This is a genomic window from Stutzerimonas kunmingensis (assembly GCF_900114065.1).
GTDB lineage: Bacteria > Pseudomonadota > Gammaproteobacteria > Pseudomonadales > Pseudomonadaceae > Stutzerimonas > Stutzerimonas kunmingensis.
The window spans coordinates 78814-96989 of record NZ_FORS01000005.1 but is presented as its reverse complement, the minus strand read 5'-3'; the positions used below and the strand labels follow the sequence as shown (position 1 = coordinate 96989).

Below are 18176 nucleotides of genomic sequence, written 5' to 3'. Positions count from 1 at the left end.
CGGCAGTGTGCGCTTTCGGGCGCCTTGCGGCGAGTCCGATCAACCGTCTTCACGCTCGCCGAGGCGACGGTACAACGTGCGCCGGCCGATGCCGAGCAGGGCCGCGGCGCGGCGCTTGTTGCCGTCCACCAGCTTCAGCACATGCTCGATATAACGCAGCTCCAGCTCCTCCAGAGTCGGTAGCAGCGGGCCATCGCTGAGCTGAGCGAGCAGTTCGGCGCCGGCACTGCGCGCCTTGTCATCACGATAGTCGGCGATGCGGCTGGGCAGGTGCTCCAGCTCGATGCTGCGCCCGTGGCAGAAGGTCACCGCACGCTCGATGGCGTTCTGCAGTTCGCGCACGTTGCCCGGGAACGGATAGCGTCGCAGCTGCGCCAGTGCCGCCGGCGCGATGCCGCGCACCGGCCGCCCGCTGCGCGCGGCAAAGTGGGCGACGAAGCCGGCGGCCAGCAGTTCGAGGTCCTCCTCGCGATCACGCAGCGGCGGCACCTGCAGGATGAAGGTTTCCAGGCGGAAGAACAGGTCCTCGCGGAAGGCCTCACGGCCGGCCTCGGTTTCCAGCGGGCGGTTGCTCGCCGCGATGATGCGCACATCAACGCTCAGCTCGCGCTCGGCACCCACCGGGCGGATCGTGCCCTCCTGCAGCACGCGCAGGAGCTTGGCCTGCAGCGGCAGCGGCATCTCGCCGATCTCGTCGAGAAACAGCGTGCCGCCGTCGGCCTGCTGGAAAAGTCCCTTGTGCGCGCGGTTGGCGCCGGTGAAGGCGCCAGAGACATGGCCGAAGAATTCGCTTTCCAGCAATTCGGCCGGCAGCCCGGCGCAGTTGATCGCAAGGAATGGCCCTCTGGCACGTTCGCTTTCCGCATGCACGGCGCGGGCGACCAGCTCCTTGCCGGTGCCGCTCTCGCCGATCACCAGCACCGGCCCCTCGGCACGGGCGAGTTGGCGGATCTGGTCGAACAAGCCACGCATCGTCCGGCTGCGGCCGAGCATGCCGTGGAAGCGATCATCGCTTAGCAGCTGCTGGAAGCGCCGCACCTCGTCGCGCAGACGGCGTGTCTCCAGCGCCCGGGCCACCGCCAGGGCGAAGTGCTCGAGGTCGAGCGGCTTGGTGAGGAATTCGTCGGCGCCCTCCTTGAGCGCCGCCACCGCCTGCTGGATGCTGCCGAACGCGGTGATCACCAGGAACGCCGGCGCCGCCTGCATCGTCTTGACCCGTCGCAGCAACGCCATGCCATCGGCACCGGGCAGGCGCAGATCGCTGACCACCAGCGCCGGCTCCCAGCTTTCCAGCGAGCCGACCGCCTCCTCCGCACTGGCCAGCGCGCGCACCTGCAGGCCGCGATCTTCCAGCTCCTCGACCAGCAACTGGCGCAGGCTGTCGTCGTCCTCGACCAGCAGGACCCGCTCCTGCGTCACTTCAGTCATGCTCGACCTCCTCGTCGATCAATGGCAATGCGATACGGAAGGCCGCGCCCGGCAGGCTGCCGTCGACCAGTTCGATACGTCCACCGCACTCGCTGACCACGCCATGGGCCACTGCCAGCCCCAGCCCACTGCCCTCGCCCACCGCTTTGGTGGTGAAAAACGGCTCGAACAGCGCGGCTCGGTTCGACTCGGCAATGCCGGAACCGTCGTCCTCGACCTGCAACATCAGCTCGGCACCATCGCGCCACCAGCGCAGGCGCACCAATCCGCCAGGGCTGGCCTGGGCGGCATTGCGCAGCAGATTGGTCAGCGCCTGCTCGAAACGCGGCGGGTCGACCCGGCAGTACAGGGTTTGTGCCGGTGCCTGCAGCTCCAGCCGAACCTGCAGCGCGGCCAGCTCATCGGCCACCGCCGCGGCTGCCGAATGCGCCAGCACCTCGGCGGGCACCTTGCGCAGCGGCGAGCCTGCGGCACGACCGAAATCCAGCAGCTGGCGGACGATGGCACTGAGCCGCGCTACCTGCTGGCGAATCTGCAACAGCGCGCGGCGATGGGTTTCGCCCAGCTCGTCGTCGCGCAATACGCGCTGCGCCTTGCCATCGATCACGCTGAGCGGGCTGCCCAGCTCGTGCGCCACCCCGGCCGCCAGCCGCCCCACTGCCGCCAGTTGCTGGCTCTGGCGCAGGCGCGCCTGCAACTGCTCCTCGCGGTCCTGCTGCTCGGCCACCTGGCGCTCGGCGGCAGCGATGCTGTCGAGCATCTGATTCAAGGCAGCGGACAGCACCACGATCTCCTGTGGCCCGCTGCGCGGTGCACGATGCTCGCGCTCGCCGGCCGCGACACGCGTCATGCTGCGCGCCAGCTGCTGCAGATGCTTGCCCACCGCGGAGCGATGGCCGAGCAGGATCACCACCAGCGCCACGCCGGCGAGCAAGCCGCCCAGGCCCGCGGCGATCAGGCGCAGGCGGCGGATGTCCTGCTCGAAATCGCCCCAGCGTCGCGTCACCTGCAACAGGCCATTGATCTGCCCGCCACTTTCTTCCAGCGGAACGAAGTAGGAATACACCGGGCGGCCATTGATGCGCTGATAGGTACCGGTCCGCTCGCCACCGGCGGTGAGCTGCTGGATCGCCGACTCGTCCTGATCCGGCTCCACCGCACCGGCATAGGCGGCGAGCTTGCCGTCGCGATCGTAAACGTAGGCGCCGTACACGCGACCGACGCCGAGCACCGATTCCAGCACCTGCTGCAGGGTGCGCTCATGGTTCTTTTCCAGGCTGGCGCTGAGCGGCAGCCGCACCGCCCGCGCCACCAGCTCCACCTCGGCCTGCAGGCGCCGCTCGCTGCTGCGCTCGACCGTCCAGAGCACCACCGAACTGAAGCCGAACATGATCGCCATGAGCGGCACGATGACCTTGAGCAGAAGCGCGCCACGGAGGCTCGCCGGGCGCTGCCAGATTGATACATGTGTCATTCCGGCACAGTACAGGAGGGCTTCCGCTGCAGCCAGCGCGCTCCGATTAAATGAGAAATTACTTACATATCAATTAGTTACGTTCAGACCGAGCACCTGGCACGGCTGCTGCACTATTGAAGGCGTCTTTAACCGAAGCAGGAATGAACATGACCCAGCACAACGCTCGTCTCGCCTTCGCCGGAATCTTCTCGCTCTTCCTCGGCCTGGCCGCCCCCCTTGCATCGGCGCAATCAGCCAACCCGGCCCCCGCCGCGCAGCCGGCGGCCGGCGCACAGGCGCAGCAGTTCAGTGAAAAGAAACTGGAGAACTTCGCCGAATCACTTGGCGAGATCATGGAGATCCGCGAGGAATTCACAGGCAAGCTGCAAAAGACCGAAGACGCCGACAAGGCCCGTGAGCTTCAGCAGCAGGCCAACGAGAAAATGCTCGGCGTGATCGAGGAAAAGGACATTAGCATCGACGAATACAACGCCATCAACGAAGCCGTGCAGACCGACCCGGAACTGCGTAACCGTGTGATCGCGATGATGCAGCAGTGATTACATCACCGACACCGCGCGGCGCTGCCTGAGGCAGCTCGCGCAGGCTAACGAGAAAGCCCCGTTTGGCTGATGCCGGCGGGGCTTCTTGCGTCTGGCTGCCGGAACCCTGAAGTTGCTGGATTCAAACGGGTATTTGACGAGAAGCAACCGGTCGGGCAACACCCCCAGATCCGTATTCAGCACCGCCCTTGGAGCCGCTCCACAAGAACCTACCTCGCCACGTTAAACCTGAGCCCCGCGCAATCGCACCGACCGTCGAAGAGCCGATGACGTGCCGCCGGCTCAACAGTCGCGGTCTACAGAGGCAAGACGCGCACGAAAGTCGAAGTAGTATTCGAGCACCCGCTGCGGCGCCTCGACCTGCGGGTAGTGACCGATGCCCTCCAGCAGCACGGTGTCGGGCGTCGGAATCAGCTCGCGGTAGCGCGCAACCATGTGCGCACCAGAGATCGGGTCAGCCGCGCCGTCGATCACTCGCAGCGGCACATTGCAGCGCTGCATGGCCGTAACCCAGCGCTCGCGTTGCCTGACCCGCTCGGGCATGTAGCGGATCAGCCGGTGCATCACCGCCGGTCCGTCGCTCTCGGCGATCAGTCGCCAGTAATCGTCCAGCTCAGCGTCGCTCGGCTGCGTCTGCGCACCGAAGACCCGGCCGAAGGTCGCCCCGAGCGTACGCCGCGAGAACAGCCTGCCCAGCAGGAAGCCGAACGGCCCGAGCAGCAGTTTCTGCACCCGTACCGGATGATGGGTTTCCGGGAACAGCCCGCCATTAAGGAACACGCAGCTGGTCAGCGCGATGCGCCCTTCGCAATGCCGCGCCAGCAGCTCCTGAGCGACGCTGTCGCCATAGTCATGCGCCAGCACATGAATCGCGCCGTCGATACCCAGCTCCGCCAGTAGTGCCTGCTGCAGATCGGCCTGTTCGATCAGGCTGTAAGCGTGCCCGCGCGGCTTGGCCGAATAGCCGAAGCCGAGCATGTCGCAGGCAATCAGCCGATAGCGCGCCGCAAGTGGCTGCCAGACCTTGTGCCAGTCCCAGCTGGCAGTGGGAAATCCATGGATCAGCAGCAGCGGCTCACCTTCGCCAGCAGTCCAGTAGCGGATGCGATTGCCGCCAAAATCGAACTCGCGCGCGCTGGCGCGCCAGGTATCCAGTGCTATGCCGTCGGTGCTACTCATTCGTTCTTCTTGTTTTCATGGAGACGAAGCCAGTCTAGCGGGGTGGCTTGGAATGACGACTTGCCGTGCCGGCCAGCTTGGTGGCCCGGCGAGTCAGCTGGGCGCTGCTGGGAGGAAAAGCGGGGGCGAATCAATGGTTCTGCATACGCGGAAAACACCGTTACTGCGACGGAACCAAGGTTCGCCCAACCCCCTCTCGGCCGCCTGGAACGGTTACCGCCAGACCGCGTCACCAGGTCAGTTCACGGCTGCCCCGCCATGATCCGCGCCACCTCGCCTTCGGCCTGCAGGTGCTCGAAGGCGGCCTGGGTGCGCAGCACTGTGTCGTCGTCGGTCTGGCGGCTGTAGGCCATGTAGAGCTGCGTCGAGGTGTGCGGGCTGAAGACCTTCTCGACCGTGGCCGGGTCGACGCCGGCCTCGGCGCAAAGGGCGAGCATGTCGCGCTCGGGCATCGGCACCAGGTCAACCTGGCCGTTGACCAGGCGCTTGAAGTTGTCGCTGTTGTGCGCACTCACCACGATCTTGCTGAAGCCGTTGGCCTGCAGGTACTGGTGCCGGACGTCGTCGCGCATGACGCCGATCCGGTAGGCCTTGGCCGCCTCCAGGTCCGGCACCCGGATATCGCCACGCTCGCTGAGTTTGTAGAAGTGGTAGTCGATGCGCATGATCTCGCCGACCCAGCGGAACAGCGCTTCGCGTTCGGAGGTGCGTGCGATCAGGTAGATCAGTACGCCGGGCTCGCGCAGGGCCATGTCATACGCCCGCGCCCACGGGTAGAGGCTGACCTGGTAGTCGTTGAGGCCGGCGCGCTGCAGGGTGGCCTCGACGACCCGGCTCGCCGTGCCGGCTACCTTGCCGTTCTCCAAGTAGCTGTAGGCAGTGTCTTCGGTCACCACGCGCAGCGGACCGGCGTTGGCCGTGGTGGTGCCGAGCAACGCAAGGAAGAAAGCGGTCCAGGTAAACGGATGCATCATGCAGTCCTCATGCGATCAGGCGGAAATGCAGTTGCGCCCGTGGGTCTTGGCCCGATAGAGGGCCTCGTCCGCGCGGTGCAGCAGTTGGTCGAATTGGTCCATGGTGTCCGGATCGAGCACGGCCAGGCCAATGCTGAAGGTCACGTAGGGTGAAACGGCGGAAGCCTCGTGGGGCAACTCGCGCTCGGCCAGGCGTTGCTGCAGGCGCACCGCTGCCCGCCGCGCGGCCTCGGCATCGACGCCGGGCAGCAGCACGACGAATTCCTCGCCGCCAAGCCGCGCGACCACCTCGCCGGCGCGGGCGAATACGGACTGCAACGTGTCGGCGACCATTCGCAGGCACTGGTCGCCCTGGGCGTGACCGTAGTGGTCGTTGTAGCGCTTGAAGAAATCCACGTCGCACATCAGCACCGCCAACGGCTGGTCCTGACGCAGCGCACGGCGGAATTCGACTTCCTTGATCTCGTCGAACTGGCGCCGGTTGGCCAGTCCGGTAAGCGGATCGCTGCGCGACAGCTCTTCCAGTTGCACATTGGCGGCGCGCAGTTCGGCAGTGCGCTCTTCAACCAGCTCGGCAAGGCGGTCCCGGTGTGCGGCCAGGGCCAGCTCATCCTGGTGCTGGCGCTCGAGATAGGCCGAGAGCTTCGCCTGCAGGCTGTTGACGCCGCCTTCCAGCAGGCTCAGCTCGTCGTGCCGCTTCGGTGAACGATCAAGGCGCAGGCTGCGATCGAGATTGTCCGGCGTCAGCCGCGTCAGGTGACGGGCAATGCGCCGCACATGCAGGGTGACCGTGCGGTTGAACATCCACATGATCAGCCCGGCCAGCAACAGCGACTGGATGACCTGGGTGATGACGATGTCGTAGACCTCGGCAAGCATGCGCTCCCAGAGCAGTTCTTCATTGCCTTCGAGCACCAGCTCGCCCACCGTCTCACTGGCGCCGGCGTAGGGTTCGTAGCTCAACTGATGCTGCAGGCGCGGCGCGCGGTGCTCGGCCGGCTGCTCACCCCGTTGCCGCTGAACCAGTTCCGGCTCGCGGCCGGCGCGGATGATCCGCAGCTCGACGCGGCCGATGGGTGCGGCCTGCACCACGCTGTCGAGCTGCGAATGCAGGGAATCACTGTCCATTTCCCAGATCGCCTTGGACAGGGTGCTGCGGAACACCTGATCGATCAGCGCCAACTCGGCGTTCATCTCCGCCAGGTTGTTCTGCCAGGCGGTCCAGGTCCGCAGCCCGACGGTGGCGAGGGTGAACAGCAGGCAGAAACCGAGGGTGGCCAGCACCAGCCGGCGGCCGAGCGAACCCACCGGCCGCGGCACGGGCTCGCTGATCGTGCTGGTTGAGTCGTCGTTCATTTCAGCTATTTCGCGACAATCGCGTCGTAGCGCCCATCGGCCCGCACGCGAGCCAGCACCTGGCGGAAGCGCTCGACGACCTCATCCGGAGTGTCGCGACTGAACGCCATGCACAGGCCATCCGCACCGCCAAGGTCGTCCAGGCTCAGCTGCGGCACCGCCGCCTCGTTCGGATCACCACTGGCCTGACGCACCAGGTAATGGGCATTGAGTTCGTTGGATATCCACAGATCCACCCGCCCCGCCTTGAGCTTCTGGTAGTTGTGCTCGTACTTGTTGCTCGACTGCAGGTTGCGGCCGACGGCGAAGCCCTTGTCGATCAGATACTGCTCGCCGACATCCGCCTTGACCGTGGCGATCTGGTATTGCCGGGCATCGTCCAGGGTTTTCAGGTCGAACTCGGTGCCGGGCAGCGAGAACAGGAACCAGCGGGTCGGCGCGATCACCCCGACCCACTTGAACAAGGGCTCGCGCTGAGGCGTGCGGGCGATGGAATAGATCAGCACGTTCTCGTTGTTCAAGGCGATGTCATAGGCACGGGCCCAGGGCATGGAACGGATGCGCACGTCCTCGCCGGCCTCCTCCAGTACCGCCTTCACCACCTCGGTGCCCATGCCGGTCAGCTCGCCATCGACGGTCATGTTGTAGGGCGGCAGCTCTTCGGTGACCGCGGTTATGACGTGCCCCGCCATCGCACCGGGCGCCCAGCACAGCACCAGGGCGGGCAACAGCCTGCAAAGGCGAGCCAGCGACGTTTTCATGAGGCAGTCCCCCACGGCGCATGGCACCGGGCAACGAATCGAAGCGTGACGTCGAAGAGCAGCAGTTGCTCGTCGAGCGATGCTTCTTTTTCGGCGCTCGGCCGGGAAACTTCAACCACTGATCCGCAGCGACAGGCTAACGGTGCGGCAAACCGACGAATGGCCGGAGCCGATCAGGCAAGGGACGCGGCAACGAATCCTGCCCGACTCAGCCCCAGCCAGTTCAAACCCGCGCCCGCACCTGCCGCGGGCTGATGCCGAACTGGCGTTTAAACGCCGTGGCGAAGTTGGCCGGACTGTTGTAGCCGGCGCGCCAGGCGGCCTCATTGACGCTGGCACCTTCACGCTCCAATGCCTCCCGCGCCAGTTGCAGCCGGCGGGCACGCTGGTACTCGAACACGGTCATGCCCTTGAACAGGCGAAACTGCCGCTGCAGCGTGGTGGCATTAACGCCCACCTCCCGGGCGATGCGCTCCAGCGTCCAGTCGTCGGCCTCACCGCTGTCGAGGAGCGCGAGGAGGCGTTGCAGACGGCGGTACTCCTGCGGGCGCAGGCCCTGTTCCGCCGACGCCGAGCCATCACCCAGGCTGATCAGTGCCTCGCAGGCGATGTCCAGTGCGCGGCTTTCCAGGTACAGGCCCTGAAGCAGCGGGTCATAGCCGGGCGGGTTGAGCATCTGCTCGGCCAGCGTCAGCAGCCGCGCCGAGGGTTTCCAGATGCGCGGCATCAGGTGGCTGTCCATGAAGCGGCGGATCGCGCCATCACTCGAGCCGACACCCTCCCCGCGCCCTTTGAACCAGTCCGGCGTCAGGCTCACCACCAGCTTGCGGATATGACTGCCGCGGCGCGCCTGGCGGCGGAACAGCACGGGCTCGTTCATCGAAACCGCCACGCCCTCAGGGGCTCGCTGCGACGCCGACTGACCGAGCGTCAGCGACAGATCGCCATAGCTGACCCGGCTCTGGCCCTGCAGAAAGAGCACGAACGATACCCGCGGACCAACCACGTTTTCGGTGACGAAATCCTGCAGCTCTTCGCAATCGGACCAGTGCAGCGACAGGCCATCCCGCAGCTGCGCCCACTTCACCCGGCCGTAGAGCAGGCGGTCGTCATCCTCGTTGGGCAGGCGCAGCCCCGGCCTGCTCATGGCCGGCAACTCATCGCCACGAATGATGTGATCAGCTTGATTCATGCGGCGCTGCGCCTCGAACTGACGGGATTGCAAAGCAAATGTTCGGCCCCGCAAAGGTTCGCGAAGCGGCTGGGTGGCAGACTACGCGCCGACATCTTTTGATGCAAATCATTATCATTAAGCAGCGCGAACGTTTGCCAACACGTCGCCGCCGCCGCGACAGGAGCCGCCCATGGACAGAATTCTCCGCACCTCAAGCCTCAGGCCATTGCTGCTCGCCGGCCTGCTCGCCCCGTTTCCGTTGAGCGCCCTGGCGCAGAGTGTCGCCGCTCAGGCCGAACCGGTGCAGCTGGAGAGCATCACCGTAGAAGGCAACCGCCTGTACGACATGCCGTCTTCGGAGCAAAGCGGCGGTTACACTGTGCCGGCCGCCACCGTCGGCACCAAGACGCCGGCCGAACTGCGCGACATCCCGCAGTCGATCAGCGTGTACACCAGCGATTACATCCGCGACCGCCAGTTCGTGAACCTGGATGACCTGGCCAAGTACTCCACCGGCCTGCGCACCCTGAGCAACGACAGCGGGCGCTCGTCGATCTATGCGCGCGGCTACGAGTACGACGAATTCAACATCGATGGCCTGCCCGCGCCGATGGCCAGCATCAACGGCACGCTGCCGTCGCTGTCGCCGTTCGATCGGGTCGAGGTCATGCGCGGGCCGTCCGGGCTGTTCAACAGCACCAGCGAGATGGGCGGCATCGTCAACATGGTGCGCAAGCGCCCGACTCGCGAGTTCCAGGGCAGCCTGACAGGACGCTACGGCAGCTGGGACACCAATTACCTGGAAGCCGACCTGTCCGGCCCGCTCGACGAGCAGGGGCGCGTGCGCGGCCGTACGGTCATCTCCCGCGCCGACACCAACGGCGAGGTCGACTACAACGCCAACACCAGCGAGAGCTTCTATGGCGCACTGGATATCGACCTGTCCGACTCCACCGTCATGTCTTTCGGGCTGATCCACCAGACCAAGGACATCCTTCCGCACAACGGCTATCCGGCCGCCACCGACGGCAGCCTGGAAGACTTCAGCCGCTCGACCTACCTGGGCGCCGACTGGGGGGATTTCGACAGTCGCGGCACCGACGTCGTCGCCGAGCTGACCCATCGCTTCGACAATGGCGGCTACGGTCGCGTGGCGGTGCGCGGCTCCAGGCGCGCGACCGATTACCTCTATGCCTTCACCGCACGCAACGTCAACAGCGGCGCGACCAGCCTGGCCTACACCGCCCGCGATCTGGAGCAGGACACCCTCGCCGTGGATGCCAACTACAGCCAACCGTTCGAGCTGCTCGGGCAGGTCAGCGAGTTCGTCATCGGCAGCGATTTCAAACGCTACGAGACCGAGTACGCGGACGCTCGCGGCAATCTCGGCGCCATCGACGTCGCCAGCTACCAGCCGGGCGACACCAGCAAGCCGAACGTCACCTTCAGTACGCCGACCGAAACTGACGAGCGCGAAGCCGGCCTCTACGCCAAGCTGACCTTCCGCCCGATCCAGCGCCTGGCGCTGATCGGCGGCGCGCGGGTCAGCAGCTTCGAAGGCGAAAACAGCAGCGCCACGCAGGATGTTCGCGAGTCAGGCTATGTCACGCCCTACGGCGGCCTGGTGTTCGATCTGGATGACCAGCACTCCCTCTACGCCAGCTACTCGCAGGTCTTCAAGCCGCAGAGCGAGGCCGGTGCCGACGGCCGCATCATCGACCCGCGCGAAGGCGAACAGTACGAGGTCGGCATCAAGGGCAGCTATTTCGGCGGCGACCTGAACGCGCGCATCACCGCCTTCCAGCTCACCGACGAGAACCGCGCGGCCGGCGCCATTGATGACAGCGGCGCGCCGATCAGCGGCGTCTACGAGGCCACCGGAAAGACCCGCATCCGCGGTGGCGAATTGGAAGTCAGCGGCTACCTGACCCCCGACTGGGAAGTGCTGGCCGGCTACACCTATATGAAAACCGAGAACCTGGCCGGTGACGACAACGCGCTCTTCGCGCTGATGCCCCAGCACCAGGCCTCGCTGTGGACCAAGTACACCCTGCCCGGCGGTTCCCTGCGCGGCCTGGGGATCGGTGGTGGCGTGACCGCGATGAGCGACTACTACATCGAACGCGCCGGCAGCCCGCGCCTCAGCGCACCAGGATATGCAGTGGTGGATGCCAAGCTGTCCTACCCGATCACCGACAAGCTGACCGGCACCTTCGACGTGAACAACCTGCTCGACCGCAAATACGTTTCGCGGGTTGGCAGCGTCGGCACCTTCAACTTCTACGGCCCGTCGCGCAGCTTCACGGTGGGCGCCCGTTACGAGTTCTGACCCACCTGGCCGCCTGCGCCCGTAGGCGTCGGCGGCTGACTTCCGGAGATCACCATGCCCCAGTTTCACGCCCAGGTGGCGACACCCCGCGCGTCACGCAACATGATGCGGCTGTGCAAACACTTCGCGCACAAGGCCGAAGTCCAGCTGGACGAACGTCAGGCGCAGGTCGAATTCGCCTTCGGCCAGTGCCGGATGCTCGCCGATGACGAGCAACTGCTGATCGACTGCCAGGCCGAGGCCGGCGAGGCGGAAAAGCGCCTGCGCTTCGTCATCGACGACCACCTCCATCGCTTCTCGGGCGAGGAAGCACTGAAGGTGAACTGGCTGGACGGGCCACTGCCGCCAAGCCACAGGCAGGTCGAGCCATGAAAGGCGCCCTGCTCGCCCTGCTCGCCAGTCTGGGACTCGCCGCCGTACAGGCACAAGCCGGGGAAGATGCCGGCTGGCAGCCGGTTCAGCTGCCGCACAGCAGCCAGCGTGACCTGCATTCGCAACGCACTGGCAAGGACTACCGCATCTTCGTCTCGGAGCCGCGACACGCGCCACCGCCGGGTGGCTATCCGGTGCTCTATGTGCTGGATGGCAATGCCCTGTTTCCGGGGCTGGCGATCCAGGCCCAGGCGCTGGAGGATCGGCCTGACCCTAATCTTCGCGATTCGGTACTGGTGGTTGGCATCGGCTACCCCGGCGAGGCCCTGTACGACTTCAAGGCGCGTGCCGAGGATTACACGCCCAAAGCCGAGGATCGCCAGCGCCTGCCGGGCCGCGAACCGCCGCCATCGGTCGGTGCCGATGACTTTCTGGCCTTTATCGAGCACGAACTCAAACCCCTGATCGCCAAGCGCTACCCGGTAGACGCGCGACGGCAGACGCTGTTCGGCCATTCCTACGGCGGCCTGTTCACCCTCTACACGCTGTTCACCAAGCCGCAGGCATTTCACGGCTATGTGGCCGCCAGTCCGTCGATCTGGTGGTACCAGGGCTACGTCGAACGCACGCTCGAAGCGTTCGAACGGCGTCTCGCAGGCAAGCCCGTCGCCGCGCGCCTGCTGGTCACCGCTGGCGGTGCCGAAGAGCCGGCGGCGGATGCCGCCATGGACGACCCGCGCCAGCGCCATATGGCCGAGCGGCGCATGGTCGGCAATGCCCGGGACCTGATCGACCGTCTGCAGCGGCTGTCCGGGCGCGGCCTGCACAGCGAATTCCAGCTGTTTCCGGGAGCCAACCACGGCACCAACGCCGCACACAGCTCGGTCGTGGCACTGGCGTTGGCGGCCGCGATCGGGCGCCAGCCATCCCGCGATCAGGACGACTGAGGATGACGAAAGCGACGAGAACCGACCGGTCAGCCGGCCAGGGCAAGTGCAGGCAAATGCCCGGTGCTAGAGTCGGCGCTGCCTTTTCCATCACTGGAGACACCATGCGTCCTCTTTTCAATGCCCTGCTGCTGGCCCTGCCACTCTCGCTCTCTTCACTGGCTTTTGCCGCCGAATCGCCTGCCGGCCGCTGGCAGACCATCGACGACGAAACCGGCAAGCCCAAGTCCATCGTCGAAATCCAGCAGGCCGCTGACGGCACGCTGAGCGGCGAGGTCGCCGAAATCTTGAAATCGGATCACGGACCGAACCCGGTCTGCAGCGAATGCGACGGCGAGCGCAAGGATCAGCCCATCACCGGCATGACCATTCTCTGGGACCTCAAGCCGGACGGCGAACAGGCCTGGAGCGACGGCACCATCCTCGACCCGGCCAAGGGCAAGACCTACCGCGCCAAGGCCAGGCTGGTCGAAGGCGGCGACAAGCTGGAAGTCCGCGGCTACATCGGCATCGAGGCGCTGGGCCGTACGCAGACCTGGATTCGCCAGTAACCTCGCTCGGCATCCGAGAGCCGGACCGCCGCCCGGCTCCCGGACTGCACGGTGGCGCCAGGCCAGGGTCGAACCCTGCATGCACTCACTTGCCCTGCGCCTCCTGCACCCATCGAGCCCCCGCCCTCGCCGCGCACTCTGCCTGGCGATGCTGTTCCTTCTCTGCCCCCTGGCAGTCGCCGATACCCGGCTGACCGCCGTACTCGAGCAGGCCGAGCGCCTGGAGCAGCTGCTAACCCTGATCATCGCCCAGCGTGGCGAGATCCTTGCCGAGCGCGGTTACCGCGGGCATCGCACGACCACGCCGAGCAACATCAAGTCCGCATCCAAATCGGTGATTTCCGCACTGGTCGGCATCGCCATCGACAAGGGCGTCATCGAGAGCGTCGAGCAGCCCATTGCGGAGCTGCTGCCAGCCGACCTGCCGAGCAAGCCCGATCCACGTCTGCAGCAGGTGACGGTTGGCAATCTGCTGAGCATGCAGGCCGGGCTAGGCTCCACCTCCGGGCGCAACTATGGCGCCTGGGTGGCGAGTCGCAACTGGGTTCGTGCGGCGCTGGCACGCCCGTTCGAGGCCGACCCGGGCACGGCAATGATCTATTCGACGGGCTCCAGCCATCTGCTCTCGGCAATCCTTACGCGCCGCACCGGCAAATCCACATTGCAGCTGGCGCGACAGTGGCTGGCGCCACTCGACGGCTTCACCATCAGCGCCTGGACGCGCGACCCGCAGGGCATCTACCTAGGCGGCAACGAGATGGCGATGACGCCACGCTCGCTGTTGGCCTTCGGCGAGCTCTACCGCCGCGGCGGGCTCACGGCCTCGGGCGAACGGCTGCTCTCACAGGACTGGATAGAAGCGTCCTGGACACCCCGCACCCGCTCGCGCTACACCGGGCACGGCTACGGCTATGGCTGGTTCATCACCGAGCTGGACGGAGAAGCGGTGCGCTATGGCTGGGGTTATGGCGGACAGATGGTCTACGTGATGCCGGGCCTCGAGATGACGGTGGTGATGACCTCCAACACCCAGCAGCCCTCCAGCGGTGCCATGGGGCATCGCGACGCGCTGCACCGGCTGCTTGGCGAGATCATCGGCGCGCTGCACGAACCGTCCTCTGCAGCGGGCACGCGTCCCTAGCCCTGCACCAGCCGCAGCAACGCGGCGCGGTCCAGACAGCGATAGCGAAACGAGGGCCGGCCGATCTGCCCGTAGTGAAAGGATTCTTCCAGCAGCTGTGCATCACTCAGATGCTTGAGGTACTTGCGCACCGACACGCGCGACATGCCGGTGGCCGGCAACAGGGTTTCGCTGGTGAAACTGTCCTCGTCCAGCGCCAGGATCGCCTGCGCCACCTGCGCCAGCGATGCCGGTGTCAGCCCCTTGGGCAGGTCGCCGGGGCGGCGCAGGTCGGTGGCGGGCGCCTGGCTGAACAGCCGGTCGATATCGCCCTGGCCGAGCTGATCCGGCAGGCGGGACAGCGCATCGCGGGCACGGCGGCAGGCCTCGACCGCATCGCGGAAGCGCTCGAAACTGAACGGTTTGACCAGGTAATCCCGCGCGCCGAGACGTTGCGCCGCGCGCACGGTCTCGATCTCCGAAGCGGCGGTGATCAGCACGGCATCGGTGTTGCGGTCCTGCGCGCGCAGATGGCGCAGTACCTCCAGCCCGGAGCGGTTGCGCAGGTAGACGTCGAGCAGCAGCAGGTCCACCGCCTCGCGCTCCAGCAGTTCGAGCGCGGTCGGCACGCTCTCGCACTGGCCGACCAGCTCGACCCCCTCGAGCCGGGCCAGGTAATCGACGTTCAGGCGCATGACCATCGGGTCGTCCTCGACGATCAGCACGCGCATGACTGCTTTCATGATTCGACGTCTCCCGCGGCGCTCCGATAGGGCAATTCAACCTCGAACAGGCTGCCACGACCGGCCTCGGAATACACCGCCAGGCTGCCGCCCCAGGCCTCGACCTGTTCCTGCACCGCGGCCAGGCCGATGCCACGCCGCTCGCCCTTGGTGGATACGCCGCGCTGGAAGATCTGCTCGCGCACTGCGGCTTCGATTCCGCCACCGCTGTCCTGCACGTGCAGCGAGAGCAGCGCTTCGTCGTAGTCCAGCGTCAGGTTGACCCGTCGCTCGTCCTCGTCGGCCACCGCTTCGAAGGCGTTCTCCAGCAGGTTGCCGAGGATGGTCACCAGGCCATGGATCTGCTCGGGCACGGCGGCCGGCACCGGGTGTTCGACATCCACCTGAAAGAGGATGCCGCGCTCGCGGGCCTCGCTCTGCTTGCCGAGCAGAAAGCCCGCCAGCACCGGTTCACCGATCCCCTCGACCAGTGATGTCGCCGGCGCCAGCTGGTGATCGGCGAGGTCGCGCAGATAGGCGCGCAGGGCATCCAGATCACCCATCTGTGCCAGCCCGAGCAGCACGTGCAGCTTGTTCTTGAATTCGTGGGTCGCCGCCCGCAGCGCTTCGGCATAGCGGCTGACACCGGTCAGCTGCTCGGCCAGGGCGTTGACTTCGCTCTTGTCGCGGAAGGTCGCGATGGCGCCGATCACCCGGCCCTTATGACGGATCGGCGCACGATTGGCGAGGATCGCCCGACCGTTGAGGCTGAACTCACGATCCCGTTGCTCGGTTGCGCTGGCCAGCACCTCGGGCAGGCCACTGTTGGGCAAGTATTCGGCGATCGGCCGGCCCAGCGGTGGTTTGCCGAGGCCGGTGCTGGCCAGCAGGCGCTCGGCGGCGGGGTTGACCAGGGTGATGCGCGCCTGGTCGTCGACCGCCAGAACGCCTTCGCGCACCGAGGCCAGCATCGCCTGACGCTCCTCCACCAGCCAGGTGATCTCATAGGGTTCCAGCCCCAGCAGCACGCGCTTGATATAGCGTGCCAGCAGGTGCGCACCGAGGGCGGTGACCAGCATCAACGCCAGTACACCGAGCACCACGCCGCGCTGATGAGCCTTGAGCAGCTCGCCGAGCGAAGCCAGGGTGACCCCCACCGAGACGGCACCGAGCACCGCTCCCTCGTCGTTCAGCACCGGAGCGAAACCGCGAATACTGCGCCCCAGACTGCCATCGGCACGCGAGGCATAGGTCTCGCCGGTCAGCGCCGGGCCTTCGTCGTCACCGCGAAAGGCCTGGCCGATGCGGGCAGGCTCCGGGTGCGTCAGGCGCTGGGCACGCGGGTTCATCACCACGATGAAGTCCACGCCCAGGCGCTGGCGCAGGCCATCGATGTCCCGTTGCAGCGGATTACCGGGACTGAAGTCGACATCCGGGCTGGCCAGCGCTCGCTGCACATCGGTGCGTGCGGCCACGCTCTGCGCCAGGTTGGTCACCCGCGAAGCCTGCCCCTCTTCGAGGGTGTCCTGCAGCTGCACGTTGAACAGCCAGAGGGCGAGCGCCAGCGCCAGCACCACCATGACGGCGACCAGCAGCGAGATCAGCGTATTCAGGCGCAAGCGCACAGCCATCACTCCAGTGCATGAGCGGACGCTCGACGCGCCGCGCTAGAGGGCCGGATCGAGCCAGCCCGGGGCTCCAGGGTCAAGCTCGGCTCCACTTTTTTTAGTTTCGTAATGGTTTTTTAACTTCGCCAAACATTGGCCGCGAAGCATCTCTGCTTAAGGTAGCCCCGGCGTGGTTGTCCGACTGCGCATTCGCAAACATCACCCGTACGTGCGCCGCCTGGCCGCCACGTTCGAAGGAGTACAACAATGAATCGGACCACGCTGAGCGCTGCCGTGCCTGAAGGCAGCCCGAACATTCCCCTGCTGTCCCAACGCATCTTCAACCTGCCGTTGCCTCTGTTCACCATCGCCTTGCTCGTCATGGCCGCCGCCATCACTACCGACACGCTGCCCAGCGGCATGATCGGCGCGCTGCTGGTGATGATGCTGCTCGGCGAGCTGCTTGGCTTCGCCGGTGACCGCCTACCGATCATCAAGACCTACCTCGGCGGCGGCGCGATCCTCGCGCTGTTCGGCGCCGCGGCGATGGTCTATTTCGGCTGGCTGCCGACAGCCGTGGCCGATGACGTCGCCAGCTTCATGAAGGGCGGCGGCTTTCTCGACTTCTATATCGCCGCGCTGATCACCGGCAGCATCCTCGGCATGGACGCCAAGGTGCTGGTCAAGGTCGGCTCGCGCTACGCGTTGCCGCTGCTCTGCTCGGTGCTGTTCGCCGCGCTGTTCGCCATGGCCGTGGGCGCGCTGCTGGGTTTCTCGCCGCAGGATGCGGTGGTGGTCATCGCCATGCCCATCATGGGCGGCGGCATGGGCGCCGGCGCGGTACCGATGAGCCAGATCTACGAGCAGCTGCTCGGCCAGCCGGCCAGCTACTACATCTCGATCCTGGTGCCGGCCCTGGCGCTGGGCAACGTCTTCGCGATCATCATCGCCGGGCTGCTCAATGGCCTCGGCAACCGCTATCCATCGCTGACCGGCAACGGCCAGATGATGCCCGGCGTGGACGTCAACGAGAAGGAAGGGGCTATCACCCTGCCGGCGCTGGGCGTCGGTCTGGTCGCGGCGCTGAGCTTCTTCGTCGCCGGGCAGATTCTCGGCGAGTTCGTGCCGCTGCATCCCTACGCCCTGATGATCGTGCTGGTGGCGCTGCTCAAGGTGACCAATCTGGTGCCCGAGTCGATCAACGACGCCGCCTCCCAGTGGTTCCGCTTCGTCGCGCGCAACTGGACGTTCGCCCTGCTGTTCGGCATCGGCGTGGCCTTCACCGACCTCGGTCAGGTGATCGACGCCATCTCGCTGACCTATGTGCTGATCGTTTTCGCCGTGGTCGCCGGTGCGGCATTCGGCGCGGGCCTGGTAGGCAAACTGGTGGGCTTCTACCCGATTGAATCGGCGATCACCGCCGGGCTGTGCATGGCCAACATGGGCGGCACCGGTGATGTCGCGGTATTGTCCGCCGCGCGTCGCATGTCGCTGATGCCCTTCGCACAGATCTCCTCGCGCCTGGGCGGCGCGCTGATCCTGCTGATCTCCAGCGTGGTGGTGCCGCTGTTCTTTACCTGAGCGACGGTGATCCTGGAATGAAAAAGCCCCGGCCTTGCGGTCGGGGCTTTTTTGTT

General features: G+C 66.1%; 16 protein-coding genes. 7 read left to right on the top strand and 9 right to left on the bottom strand.

What is annotated here, in order from left to right; all coding sequences use genetic code 11:
- Positions 1-39 precede the first annotated feature (39 nt).
- Complete coding sequence (locus BM275_RS13820; protein WP_090521804.1) at positions 40-1428, bottom strand: sigma-54-dependent transcriptional regulator; 1389 nt, start codon at positions 1426-1428, stop codon at positions 40-42.
- Positions 1421-2902 (bottom strand): sensor histidine kinase, encoded by a 1482-nt coding sequence (locus tag BM275_RS13815; RefSeq protein ID WP_090521802.1) that lies wholly within the window; start codon positions 2900-2902, stop codon positions 1421-1423. The genes BM275_RS13820 and BM275_RS13815 overlap by 8 nt, the downstream gene beginning before the upstream one ends.
- 149 nt (positions 2903-3051) lie before the next feature.
- On the opposite strand from BM275_RS13815, the gene BM275_RS13810 reads away from it, so the two are divergent.
- The gene (locus tag BM275_RS13810) at positions 3052-3444 is read left to right on the top strand and encodes a DUF4168 domain-containing protein (RefSeq protein WP_090521800.1); all 393 of its coding nucleotides are present in this window, start codon (positions 3052-3054) and stop codon (positions 3442-3444) included.
- A gap of 285 nt (positions 3445-3729) precedes the next feature.
- Here BM275_RS13810 and BM275_RS13805 read toward each other — a convergent pair whose 3' ends face one another.
- From BM275_RS13805 to BM275_RS13785, 5 genes are all read right to left on the bottom strand, one after another.
- Positions 3730-4626, bottom strand: coding sequence for an alpha/beta fold hydrolase (locus BM275_RS13805; RefSeq protein ID WP_090521798.1), 897 nt, complete (start codon positions 4624-4626; stop codon positions 3730-3732).
- 242 nt (positions 4627-4868) lie between these two features.
- Positions 4869-5600, bottom strand: coding sequence for a substrate-binding periplasmic protein (locus tag BM275_RS13800; protein ID WP_090521796.1), 732 nt, complete (start codon positions 5598-5600; stop codon positions 4869-4871).
- Between the two features lie 15 nt (positions 5601-5615).
- A complete protein-coding gene (locus BM275_RS13795; protein WP_090521794.1) occupies positions 5616-6956 on the bottom strand; it encodes a GGDEF domain-containing protein in 1341 nt (446 codons plus the stop codon).
- Positions 6957-6961: 5 nt separating this feature from the next.
- Positions 6962-7717, bottom strand: coding sequence for a substrate-binding periplasmic protein (locus BM275_RS13790; protein ID WP_090521792.1), 756 nt, complete (start codon positions 7715-7717; stop codon positions 6962-6964).
- 223 nt (positions 7718-7940) lie between these two features.
- A complete protein-coding gene (locus tag BM275_RS13785) occupies positions 7941-8909 on the bottom strand; it encodes a helix-turn-helix transcriptional regulator (RefSeq protein WP_090522073.1) in 969 nt (322 codons plus the stop codon).
- A gap of 172 nt (positions 8910-9081) precedes the next feature.
- On the opposite strand from BM275_RS13785, the gene BM275_RS13780 reads away from it, so the two are divergent.
- The 5 genes from BM275_RS13780 (at position 9082) to BM275_RS13760 (ending at position 14231) form a co-directional block, all read left to right on the top strand.
- Entirely contained in the window at positions 9082-11220 is a 2139-nt protein-coding gene (locus BM275_RS13780) for a TonB-dependent siderophore receptor (protein WP_090521790.1), read from the top strand.
- A 54-nt stretch (positions 11221-11274) separates the two neighbouring features.
- Positions 11275-11592, top strand: coding sequence for a DUF2218 domain-containing protein (locus BM275_RS13775; RefSeq protein ID WP_090521789.1), 318 nt, complete (start codon positions 11275-11277; stop codon positions 11590-11592).
- Positions 11589-12539, top strand: a complete 951-nt coding sequence (locus BM275_RS13770) for an alpha/beta hydrolase (protein WP_090521787.1) — start codon at positions 11589-11591, stop codon at positions 12537-12539. The genes BM275_RS13775 and BM275_RS13770 overlap by 4 nt, the downstream gene beginning before the upstream one ends.
- Positions 12540-12643: 104 nt before the next feature.
- Positions 12644-13090, top strand: a complete 447-nt coding sequence (locus BM275_RS13765) for a DUF2147 domain-containing protein (protein WP_023444494.1) — start codon at positions 12644-12646, stop codon at positions 13088-13090.
- A 79-nt stretch (positions 13091-13169) separates the two neighbouring features.
- Positions 13170-14231, top strand: coding sequence for a serine hydrolase domain-containing protein (locus BM275_RS13760; RefSeq protein WP_244153881.1), 1062 nt, complete (start codon positions 13170-13172; stop codon positions 14229-14231).
- On the opposite strand, the gene BM275_RS13755 is transcribed toward BM275_RS13760, so the two are convergent.
- Positions 14228-14953, bottom strand: coding sequence for a response regulator (locus BM275_RS13755; protein ID WP_046618512.1), 726 nt, complete (start codon positions 14951-14953; stop codon positions 14228-14230). The genes BM275_RS13760 and BM275_RS13755 overlap by 4 nt on opposite strands.
- Positions 14950-16557 carry a DcuS/MalK family sensor histidine kinase gene (gene dcuS, locus BM275_RS13750; RefSeq protein WP_090522070.1) on the bottom strand — a complete coding sequence of 536 codons (1608 nt, stop codon included), beginning with the start codon at positions 16555-16557 and terminating at the stop codon, positions 14950-14952. The genes BM275_RS13755 and dcuS overlap by 4 nt, the downstream gene beginning before the upstream one ends.
- 249 nt (positions 16558-16806) lie before the next feature.
- On the opposite strand from dcuS, the gene BM275_RS13745 reads away from it, so the two are divergent.
- Positions 16807-18120, top strand: coding sequence for a 2-hydroxycarboxylate transporter family protein (locus BM275_RS13745; RefSeq protein WP_090521783.1), 1314 nt, complete (start codon positions 16807-16809; stop codon positions 18118-18120).
- The last annotated feature ends 56 nt before the right edge of the window (positions 18121-18176 follow it).

Excerpts from the sequence above, each read along its gene's own strand:
- BM275_RS13770 (WP_090521787.1), top strand. The coding sequence starts at position 11,589 with ATGAAAGGCGCCCTGCTCGCCCTGCTCGCCAGTCTGGGACTCGCCGCC.
- BM275_RS13780 (WP_090521790.1), top strand. The coding sequence starts at position 9,082 with ATGGACAGAATTCTCCGCACCTCAAGCCTCAGGCCATTGCTGCTCGCC.
- BM275_RS13745 (WP_090521783.1), top strand. The coding sequence starts at position 16,807 with ATGAATCGGACCACGCTGAGCGCTGCCGTGCCTGAAGGCAGCCCGAAC.
- BM275_RS13760 (WP_244153881.1), top strand. The coding sequence starts at position 13,170 with ATGCACTCACTTGCCCTGCGCCTCCTGCACCCATCGAGCCCCCGCCCT.
- BM275_RS13810 (WP_090521800.1), top strand. The coding sequence starts at position 3,052 with ATGACCCAGCACAACGCTCGTCTCGCCTTCGCCGGAATCTTCTCGCTC.
- BM275_RS13805 (WP_090521798.1), bottom strand. The coding sequence starts at position 4,626 with ATGAGTAGCACCGACGGCATAGCACTGGATACCTGGCGCGCCAGCGCG.
- BM275_RS13755 (WP_046618512.1), bottom strand. The coding sequence starts at position 14,953 with ATGAAAGCAGTCATGCGCGTGCTGATCGTCGAGGACGACCCGATGGTC.
- BM275_RS13765 (WP_023444494.1), top strand. The coding sequence starts at position 12,644 with ATGCGTCCTCTTTTCAATGCCCTGCTGCTGGCCCTGCCACTCTCGCTC.
- BM275_RS13820 (WP_090521804.1), bottom strand. The coding sequence starts at position 1,428 with ATGACTGAAGTGACGCAGGAGCGGGTCCTGCTGGTCGAGGACGACGAC.
- BM275_RS13775 (WP_090521789.1), top strand. The coding sequence starts at position 11,275 with ATGCCCCAGTTTCACGCCCAGGTGGCGACACCCCGCGCGTCACGCAAC.
- BM275_RS13795 (WP_090521794.1), bottom strand. The coding sequence starts at position 6,956 with ATGAACGACGACTCAACCAGCACGATCAGCGAGCCCGTGCCGCGGCCG.
- BM275_RS13790 (WP_090521792.1), bottom strand. The coding sequence starts at position 7,717 with ATGAAAACGTCGCTGGCTCGCCTTTGCAGGCTGTTGCCCGCCCTGGTG.
- BM275_RS13815 (WP_090521802.1), bottom strand. The coding sequence starts at position 2,902 with ATGACACATGTATCAATCTGGCAGCGCCCGGCGAGCCTCCGTGGCGCG.
- BM275_RS13785 (WP_090522073.1), bottom strand. The coding sequence starts at position 8,909 with ATGAATCAAGCTGATCACATCATTCGTGGCGATGAGTTGCCGGCCATG.
- BM275_RS13800 (WP_090521796.1), bottom strand. The coding sequence starts at position 5,600 with ATGATGCATCCGTTTACCTGGACCGCTTTCTTCCTTGCGTTGCTCGGC.